Below are 12,998 nucleotides of genomic sequence, written 5' to 3'. Positions count from 1 at the left end.
ATGTGCAGACACCCCGGATTTTTTTGATGGAGCAATCCGGCAGGAGCCTTACAGCAGAGGCTGCCGCATTTCTATGTGAGAGATATGTCAATATTGTGAAAAAGTGCGTATAATCGGCACTTGAAAGTTACAATGCTTACGAATATACTTAAACTATCAAGGGGTATTTTAACAACCCCGATTGAACTTACGGAGGGTTTTGGTATGAACATGAAGAAGTATGTAGCAGAGTTTATTGGCACCATGGTACTGGTCATCTTTGGCTGCGGAAGCGCAGTAGCGGCAAACACCCTGCTGGGCGGCGCAGGACAGGAACTGCCTTTGGCATTTTCTACTCTGCTGATCTCTTTTGCATTTGGCCTGTCTATCGTTGCCATGGCCTACTCGATCGGCAATGTATCCGGCTGTCATATCAACCCGGCGGTATCCCTTGCGATGTTCATCAGCGGCAAACTGGATTCTAAGGATTTCGTGGGATATCTCATAGCACAGTTTGCAGGCGGCATTGTGGGTGCGGCGGTTTTGTGTGTATTCTTCGGGAGCAATGCATCTCTGGGAACCAACGGTTACGGCGCCGCAAGCGCACTGGGGACCGGGATGGGAGTTGCCTTCCTGGTTGAAGTGGTTTTGACCTTTACCTTCCTTCTGGCGATCCTGGGCGTTACCTCCAAGGTGGAGAACAGCCCGGTAGCAGGTCTTGTCATTGGCTTGACCCTGACCCTGATCCATATTTTGGGAATCCCGTTTACAGGGACCAGCGTGAACCCGGCGAGAAGCTTCGGACCGGCGTTGCTGGCAGGCGGACAGGCATTGAGCCAGGTTTGGTTGTTTATTGTGGCGCCGCTGGCAGGCGCGGCACTGGCAGCTTACGTGTACAAGTTTATCACATCTGAAAAGTAAACTATTGTGACAGACTGTATGAGGGCGGAGGATACAGGTCCTTCGCCCTTTTTTCATACGCGGGCATGCGGGTGACAGAATGACTGCGCTTTTCAATACGAAAGTCCGCATGGTACAATATACAGACATGGATAAAAATGCAGAGGATGAGAAATATGCTTAAGATAGTCATGTGTGATGATGATGAGTTTGATTTGAATCAGATTGCGGGTATGGTTGAGAGATACCGGAATCATCACGTGGAAAAGGTATTTACAGTGGAACAGACCTTGTCTGTCACCAACTTAATGGAAAAACTGAGGCAGGGAGAGCGGTATGATATCTATATTCTGGATATCATGATGGATGAAGGGGACGGCATCAGTCTTGGCAGGGAGATCCGCCAGCTCAGTCCCAAGAGCGCGATCATCTATGTGACCGGGTCTCCTGAATTTGCGCTGGGTGCGTTCAGCGTATATGCCAATGGTTATCTGCTGAAGCCCGTGAACGAAGAGCAATTTACAGAGTGTATGAGTCATGTGGTGCATCAGCTGGAGTCCCGGGAGGAGAGCATATACACATTTAAAAGCCGGGAAGGGATCGTGAATATTGAGCTGAGCCGCCTGTTCAGGGTGGAAAACATTTCCAGGGTAATGCATTTTTATCTGGAAGGCGGAGAGACTTATGAGAGTGTCTATATCCGCAAGCCCTTTGAAAAACAGTTGGAACAGCTGCTGGCAGATGAGCGTTTTATACAGCCGCACAAGTCATTTGTGATCAATATGGAGCATGTGGAGAAGGTGCTTTCCCATGATTTTATGATGACTGATGGGGTGATCGTCCCGATCAGCCGGAACAATCTGGCTGTGGTGAAGAAGCGGTACCTGGAGTTTCTCTCGAAGTCGGACTGGAGATAAGTTCAGAGTAAAAGAGGAGTACATTTGCGGAGTTCCTGTACTTGAAAGTCATGCCCTCCAATAATAAAATAAAGATATACAGCAAGCGATATAAGTTTGAAAAAATAAGGTTATTGCCGGATGCAAATTTTGTGTTTGCAGTCCGGCTATTTTATTATCCGGATAGTCCGGCACAGACGGACAGATAATGCAGGGGGATATGGCAAATGAAGAAAACATGGATGGACAGGATCAAACGGAAGGTATCGGCAGTTCTGGTGTGCAGCATGCTGATGATGCAGATCAGCGCGGCGACGCCGGGGACGGCATCAGCAGCATCGGAGTCCGCCAGTAAAGAACAGGTGGAGACCGTTACCCTGAGGGGAAGGATCGTGAGCCTGGCAGAAGGATGTGATGTGACGAAGGACATTGATCTGAGACTGTATGTCAACGGACGTCCTGATACATCCCGCAGACCGGTTTTTGTAAAGGCAATGGACAGCCGGCAGCCGTTTGATCTGTATGATGATTCCTTTGAGTTGATCAATGATCTGGAGGATGGTATCGGCCGTGCAGGGCTTGCCAGCGCCAGTGATGCGGAATACGATGTGTGGGAGTACCGTTTTGAGGAGCTTCCCTTTGAGGATGCAGACGGCAATGAGTACGAGTATACGATCCGGGACGCTGCCAGAGGAGCCGCTACTCCTTCCAATATGGCAAGCGGCAGCGATCTTGCTACAGACAGCCGGGCCATAAGAAGGCAGGATGTACTGTACTGGACGGACATGGAAGGCACAGAGATCCTGGGGGTAAACGGTGTGGAATTCCCCGCTGCGGGGACGCGTCTGGTCTATATTCCCTACACGGATGTGGAAGGGGCCTATATATTTGACGGTGCAGATGACCATGATCCGGAACGGGTGACACTGGAGGCGGGATGTGTGCGGGAGGCGGATGAAGATTTCCTGGAATCCTGCGGAGACAATACTTCCGGAGCCGGACTGGATGGCAGGCCGGAGGTCCTTCTGGATGTAAAAAAAGGCCGTTGGTCTGTAGAGCGTGTGCCTCAGTACAATCCGCTGACCTGTACAGCGGTTGAGTACCGCATTGAGGCGGTATCCGGGTATGAGGATTATCAGGTTCGTTATGAGAACCGTGGGGATTATACGGGGGAGAAGGACTATGCTTTTGCGGGCGGGACCATTTACCACGAACCTGCCATACCGGAACAACCGGTCACCTATAGCGTAACTGGAGTTATCTCCTGGAATGACCAGGATGATCTTTGGGGGATGCGTCCGGATTCGGCAGACTTTTTGCAGGTATATGACGAAGCTGGAAAGAATGTAACATCCCGGACAGCTATCCGCACCGAAAAAACGGACACGGATGCATGGGCCTATACCATAGAGGGGCTGATAAAAGGAGAACGCTATATCCTGGGACAGAACCTGCCTGCTTATGAGGCGGAAGGACTGGATGAGACCATCCTGGCAGCGGGAGAAACAAAGACGATCCAGCAGAACTTAAGAACGGGAAGTGTGCGCGGCCTGATCCATATCAGCAGCCGGAACCCCCTGGTGAGGGAGTTGGACTTCCTGGATATCCTGCACGTATATGCGGCAGGTGAAGAAGTGACGGACCGGGTGAAGGTGGAGCTGAACCGCGGCGATGGGGGTTACGAGAACGGAGATTATCTGGCATATATGGTAGATGGGCTGCCAAAAGACCAAATATTTACGATCCGTGCAGACAAGCCGGAGGGCTATGCAGTGATCCCGACCGAGGCGTCTGTGACGGCAGGCAGCAGCTATGACCTGCGCAGCAGGCTGGACGCGGAGCTACCGGGGATGTTTACGCTGCGTGCTGAGACGCCGGTGAAGCTGACCATAGACAATGTATACTTTGACGGAAAGAGCGGCGGCGAGACCGGGAGTTTCACTTATGAGTTAAAAACGGGGGATACAGCGTTTTCCCTCAGCCAGTACAGCGGATCCTACAGGATAATAACTGATAAAAAGACGGGGCGTTATGAAGAAACCAGTACAGCTGACGGAACGATCCGGCTCTCAGAAAATCAGCAGGCCATCATACCGCTGATCGTGGGACAGACATACTGTGTAACGCAAAAAGCGGAAGCCCCGGAGGATGAATTTTCTCTTCTCTATGGTGGTGAAGCTGCCCGGACAAAACAGATATCCAAAGATCAGACGGAGACCTTTACCAATATCAAATACCAGCTGAAGCAGTACAAAAAGAGCTGGAATGACAATGGGAACCAGAACGGGGTCGGACAACGCCCCAGTGGATATGATTTGCAGGATCACCTGAAACTGTCGGTGACAAGGACAGATGGAAGCCCTCTCACTTCAGAGGAGACCGATAAATTAGGGCTTAATGATCCCTCTGTCACGATTGATACCGGACTTGGAGCGAATGAATGGGCGATTGTCTATGAGAAGATGCCCGTGGCAGATAAAGAAGGAAACGCTCTGTCCTATGACCTGATGGAAGATCCTGTAAAAGGCTATAAGACCACATATGCGGAAGACTCCATCTACGAGAAGGTGATCATAAATACCAGCTATATGACCTTTGATGCAACGATCCTATGGCTGGATTCAAACAATGAGACTCTCAGGTTTGCGGCAGCAGAAACTTTTAAGGATCATCTGGAGCTTTACCGGTCAGATCCGGCGGGTGGTCCGGATGAACCTGTTATTTTTGATGCGGCAGATAACAAAGGTCAGACAGTAGAAAACAGTATTACCGTCGAAGGAGATGCGGAAAGTCTTTTCTGGGATGTCAGGATTGAGAATCTGGTGGAGTATGATGACAAGGGACTGCCTTATGCTTATTATCTGAAAGAGAAAACAGACCCGGACGGCACTATAAAGACAGACGACCCGAAGGCCTGGTATGTACCAACATGCACGAACCTTGTCAATTACTTTAACGAGAAGGAAAAATGCTATGACGGCGGATATATTACGAATCTGCTCCAGGGAGATACCACTGTGGCTTTCACAAAGCTGTGGAAAGACGGAAATGCGGATATTACAGAGACGCCCGACTTGACATTCCAGCTGATGCGTTTCCCGTCCAGCCTTGACCCGGTAAAGGGATATGCCCAGGCTTCTTCTGTAGAAACTAAAACGGCAGCGGATCTCAGCCCCACGGGTAAAAAGATCGAAGGCAGAATCATCTGGGGAGAAAAAACAGCGGGGCAGGATAAGATAACAGCCGCCATATTCCCACGGTTTGATGCAAATGGGGAAGAGTATATATATTTCGTGCGGGAGCTTTTGAGCGGAACAAACAGCGGAGAGTATGTTCAGAAGATCACTGCTGCTGACGGCGGCAAGTCATTCTTTGCAGATTCCGGCCTGCCGCTTGTGGCAAACGGCGAGACGGTGACCAATAAGCGGGAAGGCAGGATCAGCCTGCCGGTGACCAAGACCTGGAAAAGCGCCGCATACCAGAACATTGACGCAAAAGTAGAGCTGGAGGTGATGCGAAGGAGCCAGAACCCCAAAGACACCGGGTGGCAGACTATGAAGCCGGAATATTTTGAAGGAGGCGTCTGTCCGGTCATCACAGGATTTAGTGCAGAAACCCTGACGATGGGGACGACGGTGGGCAATCTGTTTCAATATGATGATGACGGTTATCTGTATGAGTATGAAGTGTCGGAGAACCGCATCTGGCTGCGGACAGATAAGACAAAAGCCGCCCACCCTGGTGATGAGGACGCCCAGTATGTGGAGCTGGCAAAGGAAGAGGTAAAAAACACGGACGGCGATATAACCAGCCTTGTTTTTAAGACCACGCAGGGGCATTTTGACGGAAATCTGCAGTACAGGTTTCGTGAAAAAACGGAATCTGACGGTGAGACAGGATGGAAGATCACCAATACTCTTGAAAATGATATTCAGATACGTGTGGATAAATATTGGGAAGGCGACTGGACAAAAGTAAAGCCGGAGGATTATCCTGTAAAGCTGACATTTGAACTTTTCAGGGATAACAGCCTGCTGGCAGATGAGACGTTGGAGAAACCAGAGATCAATCCCCTGATCGATGGGAAGATCCAGACGATTCCGTTCCTCAATTCAGAAAAGGGCAATGAAAACCAATGGCCCCGGTATGATGAAAACGGCAAAGAGCACGTTTATACCATAACAGAAACAGTGGAAGCAAAGGGCAGCGTGGGCCGGATCACTTACCGGTACAACTGGGATCTGGGGGAATGGGCGTCAGATGATGAGGCGGAGAGTGACAAAGAGGATGATACCTGGGTCACAAAAGTGTCGAACCCGCCGCCGGGAAAAGGTGCGGGCATAGAGGTTGAGAAGATATGGCTGGATGGCGGCGACCTGCCTCACCGCGAGCCAGCGGAGGTTACCCTTTACGAGAAAGACCCGGATGGCAGCTGGAAGAAAACTGACAAGAAGACATTCCTGACGGAGGAAGACGGCTGGAAAGGATATATCTCCATCACTGACAAGGAAGATACCATAAAGAATCCAGACGCATATATGGTGGTGGAGACTGCACTGGGGAAGAACAGTGCAGACCACAGACATGAGGTGGATTATGAAAGTCCTGAGTTTATTAAAGGTACATCCGGGAACTATACGGCGTCCGGAACGGTTGAGAATGAATATCATATCTATACGGTGACGAATCGTTACTCCGCAGGGAAATGTACGATCACAAACCTGCGCAGAGGGGTTGTCGATGTTGCTGTCACAAAAGAGTGGAAGGATGGGGTTGCCGAGGATCCTGTGATAGCTGCTGGTGATGTGACCGATGGACACCGCCCGAAAAATGCGGAATTCCAGCTTTTTCAGAATGATGAGCCGTATTCCTGGAATGCCGCGGACAATAAGGATGCAGCGGACAATAAGGATGCCGCAGGCAATAATAAAAATCCCCAGACAACAGCAACCAACAAGAGTCAGGCAAAAGACCATGACCAGCCTTTGATCCAGTGGACAGATCTGCCCAAATATGATGAAAAGGGCGAACTATATCTTTACACGGTCAGGGAAACAAAGATAGGTGATGAGGCAGTTGTTTCCGGAGGCGCAGATTTTACGGATCTGACAAATGGCGGGCCGGGCGTTGTCCATCATTACACCGCTTCTATAGTGACAGCGCCCTATGAACACAGCAGCACGGATCCGGACACTGGCAAAAAGACCAACGACAGGATCGCATTTCATGCCGTAAATCAGCGGAGCCAGGAACGTACCATCGAGATTTATAAATACTGGAAGGATGATGGTCCCAATACAAGCCCGCGGGCAGATGTCTATTTTTCGCTGATGCGTTCCGTGGATGGCGGAAAGACTCTGGAACCGGCAGCGGAAGCGGGCAAAGCCATCAAGGATGACAGCTATGCTCCTCCGGGTGGATATGAAGCTCAGAAAGACAACTGGTTTAAGTATGTGTTTGATTCTGCGCCGCGCTACGACGGGGAAGGTAGGGAGTATACGTATTACCTGAGTGAAGGGATGAACGGCAACAGCAGCCGGTATAAGCCTTATTATTATGATGAAACCCCGGAGAATATCGGGCCTGACACAGAGTTGCTGAAGGGTATTTCAAAAGATGAGGTATTCTGGTATCCAATGCCTCATGATACCGCAACTGTGGTCAATATCCGTGAGGACAGCGTAAAGGTGACAGGCAAAAAGATATGGGATAATATGGGCGGCCTAAAGCAGGAGAATGGCGATTTCCCTAAATTAAAGCTGGAATTACAGGTAAAGCCGCTGCATGATGATACGGCTTCGTATACAAATGTTTTAGAGCGGCCTGGAGAGAGCGGCAGTGTATATACCTGTACCCTGCCGGGTGAAAACTACAGCTACGAATATCAATTTACCGGGCCGGAGCAGGATGGAGGTTTCCCCAAGTATGATGAGGCAACCGGCCAGGAGCTGACTTACCATGTGGCTGAAAAAACAATCGACGGCAAAGACCTGGAAAGCCTGGGCTACTATAAGAGAACATCGGATGAGAAAAGTTTTATTATCAAAAACACTTATACAGGTGATACGTCCTTTCAGGTTGAGATGGTAAAAAGCTGGGCCGGTGTTCCGGCAGATATTCAGGCGGATCCGGATAAAGAAGGCCCGGTTATCACGGTAGAACTTTGGCGGATGATGACAAAGCTGGGGGAGGGCGATAAGGCAACTCCCATACCTTATACAGCAGAAAAAGTAGAAGGTAAAACTGTAAAATACAGCCAGTCCGCCGATGAGAAAAACACGGTTTATTTTGAACGGCTGCCAAAGACGGCTCCAACCATGCAGCCATATCAGTATTACTTAAAAGAAACAAAGCTGAATGGATATCAATCCAGCCTGACGGCTCAGGAAGCTGACACCGGCATGTGGGTAACACCTGAAGCTGAGCGGTTTACACTGGATCAACAGTCTGTGAAAAAGACGATTGAAAATACTTATGTTCCGTCAACAGAGGAAGTAACCGAGATAAAAGGCCAAAAAGCATGGGCTTATACGGAGCATCAGGACAAGCTGACGCTGGAGGCGCGTGCTGGCATCACGATGGAACTATACAGACGGTATGTAAACAGTGAGACTGGCAGGAATGCAGAGGAGATGGTGGATGCAGAATTTGCGTGGACAGAACCGAGTGGCAGCACGGATACTTCGGCGCCGTGGGGATTCTGTTTTAAACCAAAGGATCCGATGAAGGGCTTTCCGAAATATGCGCCAAATGGCACAGAGTACGCTTATTTTGTCAAAGAAACGATTAAAGATGAGAATCTGAAAAAGCTGTTTGGGGAAGGCAGTGATTCCAACGCGCTTACAGTATCTGCAATGGATCGTGGAAATAATCTGCTCACGGTCACAAACAAGCTCCAGACAGTAGGGCTGAATGTAACGAAGACATGGGATGATTCTAAGAATCTGTATCAGACCAGACCTGAGGAAATTACGCTTACAGTAGAACGGAAAGCGGTAGACGAAGCTTCTGCCGGCTGGTCGGATTATCAGGTGGAGGGAGAAACTGTTACATGGAAGGTGAGCGGCGATAGGACGGCAGAGACATGGACGGCTTCCATAACAGACCTGCCCCAATACGGTTATACAACAGATACTTCCCCGGCCTTAAGAGAATATGCGTATCGCGCCGTAGAGAAAGCTGTGCCTGCTGGATATGTACATGATGGCAATGCCGATATACATAGTGGGGAAGCTGATGGAAGCGGGCCGTATTCCTCCACGCTGAAAAACACCGTAATACATACGGGAATCCATATTACGGCTGAAAAAGAGTGGGACGACGATGAGGATGTAGATGGACTTCGCGGTAAGATAACAGCCTGTGCGCAGCTGTGGCGGATGGCTGAGGGGGCAGAGGAGAGTACGGCGGAACAACTGGATACTGTGCAGATCCTGGAGTCCCCTGACGATGCAGAAAAAAATCCTAAAACCGGGGTAAGCCGCAGTGCCAACACGGTCACCTGGGAGAATCTACCGACCCATATGCCTGTCGATGAAACAAAAAAGGCGGTTTATTTTATAAGAGAAACTATGGAGGGAGAGGGAGCTAAGTTTTACACTTCTGTGGTGAAGGAACCAGATGCGGACAGTTCTGTATGGACGATTAGAAATACACATGGACAGATCACAGATATTCAGGTAACCTTCACTAAAAAGTGGGACGACCAGAATAACGCATGGCAGGTACGTCCGGAAACGGTTTCCGTAGTGCTTCTGCGTAAGGCCGGCATAGACGGCGCAGAAGAGGTGGCATACAACGTGCCTGAAAACGGCAGTCAGCCAGAAGCCCAGATGGCGGTGCTCCGCGCGCCTGAGTCCGGGGATACGATGGAAAGCTGGGCGTCTGTGACATTTGATGATCTTCCCTATGCCTCAGGCGGGATTCCCTACACTTACTATGTAAAAGAGGGTACAGTGAAGGGCGGCAGATTCGTGCCAGGGACGGCAGCCGGCTATAAGCCGTTTGCAGAGGGGGATGGTACGGAATTCACACCTGAAATCATATCTGTTACGGATAGCCATAGTGGTGAAGTTTCTCTCAAGAACACCTTGGACACCACATCTGTGCAGGCAGAAAAGGAGTGGGCAGATAACGATGACCGTTATCATACCAGGCCAGATTCCGTGCGGTTTGAGCTGTACCGCAGATCCGGGGATCGGTCAGAGTATGAAAAGGTCCCGCAATCCATGGCTGCGCCTGTCATCATTACAAAGGATGGATTTAAGAATGGCGAGGCATTGGCTGGAAACGCTGATTTTAAGTTAAAGTATGATGGCCTTCCGAAAACGAACGCGGAAGGAGAACAGTACGCCTACCAGATCCGGGAAACAGCCATGATATTTGGAAATGGGGAGGGAGCTGTATCGTATCCGGTAAAATGGAATCCTGACGGTACATCAGGTCTGGAAACCGCAGGTGGATACCGGGTGACATCCCATGTCAGGGATGGCTCGTCAGGGGCGGACCAGACGATCACCAACACTTTGAACACCTCTGCCCCCATACGGGTGGAAAAACAGTGGGAGGACCAGAATGATCAGGATGGCATACGGGAAACACAACCCTCCAACATAAACGTTACTCTGTACCAGACCCTGGACCAGTCTGAAACAGAACCATCAAGAATGGTTTCCATGGGAGAGAAACCACTGGCGGGACAGACCGGATCTTCAGGAGCAGACGCCCTCTGGTTTGCCGAGTGGGAGGGCCTTCCAATACAAAACCCGGAGGGTAAGACGTACTATTACCGTGCAGTTGAAACCCTGCCGGGGGATTCAGCATATACCGCATCCTACAGCCCGGGGAACGGAGTGGCGGGAGAAGCTGCGGGAGATCGGGACCATGTGGTCACGATAACCGTGACGAATACCTACACGCCAAAGACCATGAAGGTTTCGGCATTAAAGGAATGGGCCGGGGATGATGACGGTATTTTGAGCCGTCGCCCGGATACGGTCCTTCTGGGATTGTATCAGAAAAAGGCTGGCGATACAAAGCCGGTCCCGGTCACGGATCAAGCCGGAAATCCTCTGCAAAAAACAGTCGGAGCGTCAGGGCAGTGGATGGCGGAGTGGTCCGGTCTTCCGGTCTGCAGCGGCGGAGGCCAGAAGATCACTTATTATGTAAAAGAAGAATCAGCCATATCCGGATATACCAGCAGCTATGGAAATGGGAATGCGGGAGCGGCTGATGGAACGGGTTTTGAGACTGCAGGAGTAAAAGGAGATGTGGGGGCAGACAGCGGCAGCGGGGCTAACGCGCAGGCTGTCACGATCACCAACACCTGGGATACGCGGACCATCTATGCCAGGAAGATATGGGAGGACGAAGAGAACCGGGATGGGTTGAGAAAAGATATTACCCTGAGGCTTCTGGCGGACGGCAGTCCTGCCGTTGGACAGCAGGATAAACTGGTCGGCAGATATGCAGACGGTCCCGTATCCTGGTCCGGCCTTCCGGTGAAGGACAGCGAGGGGGACCGAATCACTTATACAGTGATGGAAGTAACGGATCTCGATGGTTATACGGCTTCTTACACTGGAAGTACAACCGATTCGGAAACGGCTCTCAATAACGGAGCTTCAAAAGACACCCCGCTGCTGGTAACCAACACCCACCGCCCGGCAAAGACCACCTACACCATCGAAAAGCTCTGGCTTGGTGATGATGACTGGAAAGAGGAGGTTCGCCCGGACTCCATCCAGGTGCAGCTCTATATGCTTGAAGCGGACAACGCCGATAGCCTGGCGGGGGTGGAAAAAGCCGTGGGAGACCCGGTAACTCTCGTCCCGGATGCAGACGGCAGGTGGACGTATACCTGGACGGATCTGTACAAATACCAGAATGAAGGGCAGGAAATCCGCTATTATGCCAGAGAGCTGGGGGTAGACGGTTACATCCCCACGGCATCCGGTTCCAATGCGGAGAGCGGTATGATCGCCAACAGGATGAACACCACCAGCCTCAAAGTGAGCAAAGAGTGGGAGGATGGAGGCGACGAGTACGGCATGCGCCCGAATACCATCAAGATCCTGCTTCAGAGAAAGCTTAAAAATGCGGCTGCGTGGGATACCCTGCCGGAGTCAAAGGCAGTATTTGTCATGAACAGGGCAGACGGCTGGGGGACGGTGGAATTTACCGGCCTGCCGACCCATAACAAGAAGAACCAGCCATACGAGTACCGCGCAGTGGAGGCGGAGATCGGAGGCGATCGCACGGACCATGGAAGGGCTGCGGGCTATGAGGCCGTTTATGAGCATCATCCGAACTTTTTGGCGGTACCAGGCGAGACAAAGATCACCAACAGGCTGGCCTCCGGTTCTCTGGAGGTAGCGAAGACCCTAAAGATCGGGGCCGCCGCAGATTTCAGTTTCCAGGTGGAGTTGACCGTTGATGGGACAAGGACCGGTACCAAAACCTTTACAAAGGAATTGACCGTCCGCAGCGGAGAACGTTTCCGCATTGACGGGATTCCAGCGGGAAGTACCTACACGGTGACCGAACTTGAAAAGAGCGGATACAGCCTGGACAGTAAGAACGGGGATAACGGAGTGATCGTGGAAGGCGCCGTTGCCACGGCAGAATTTGTCAACCGAAAGAAATCCAGCGGAGGCGGAGGCGGGGGAGGCGGCCATAATACACCGCAGGATCCCACAAGCCCCACAGCTCCCACAGGACCGGCAGGACCGGGGACTCCCACGGCCCCCGCAGGGCCATCGGCGGGAGACCTGCCCTCAGAATCTGAGTCCCCCATGGAGAGCACAACATTGCCGCCGGACAGCCCGGGTCTGCCGGATATTCCGACGACCCCGGACCGGAGACCGGATGTGCCGAAGGGTACTACAGTAGAGATACGAGATCCTGGTGACCCGGATGGCGCGCCGTTGTACCATGGTTCCTATACAGGTGGATTTCAAGATGTGCCTTCGGGAAGATATCTGCTGGTCACCCTGGATGAGGAAGGTGTACCGCTGGCAAACCTGATCATTTTCATTGATGACGGAGGCGTGCCGCTGGCGCTGCCCAGGACAGGAGATAACAGTATCCCGATCGCGCTGTTGGCAGCGGCGCTGATCGGTTCTGCCGCAGGACTTGTGCTTCTTGCAAGGTACAGACGGAAGGACGAAGAATAGATAAAAACAAGCCATGAGGCAGACGCAGATGCAGCTCTGTTTCATGGCT

3 protein-coding genes are annotated in these 12,998 nt (G+C 51.3%); all 3 read left to right on the top strand.

What is annotated here, in order from left to right; genetic code table 11:
• Nucleotides 1-204 precede the first annotated feature (204 nt).
• The 3 genes from AB1I67_RS02070 (at nt 205) to AB1I67_RS02060 (ending at nt 12,949) form a co-directional block, all read left to right on the top strand.
• Entirely contained in the window at nt 205-900 is a 696-nt protein-coding gene (locus AB1I67_RS02070) for an MIP family channel protein (RefSeq protein WP_367028162.1), read from the top strand.
• Nucleotides 901-1,055: 155 nt separating this feature from the next.
• Nucleotides 1,056-1,796: a LytTR family DNA-binding domain-containing protein gene (locus tag AB1I67_RS02065; RefSeq protein WP_367028161.1), complete on the top strand. Its 741-nt coding sequence runs from the start codon at nt 1,056-1,058 to the stop codon at nt 1,794-1,796.
• A gap of 206 nt (nt 1,797-2,002) precedes the next feature.
• The gene (locus AB1I67_RS02060; protein WP_367028160.1) at nt 2,003-12,949 is read left to right on the top strand and encodes a Cna B-type domain-containing protein; all 10,947 of its coding nucleotides are present in this window, start codon (nt 2,003-2,005) and stop codon (nt 12,947-12,949) included.
• Nucleotides 12,950-12,998: the final 49 nt, after the last annotated feature.

It is taken from the genome of Clostridium sp. AN503 (assembly GCF_040719375.1).
Lineage (GTDB): Bacteria > Bacillota > Clostridia > Lachnospirales > Lachnospiraceae > Brotaphodocola.
This window is presented reverse-complemented; position numbering and strand designations above follow the sequence as displayed.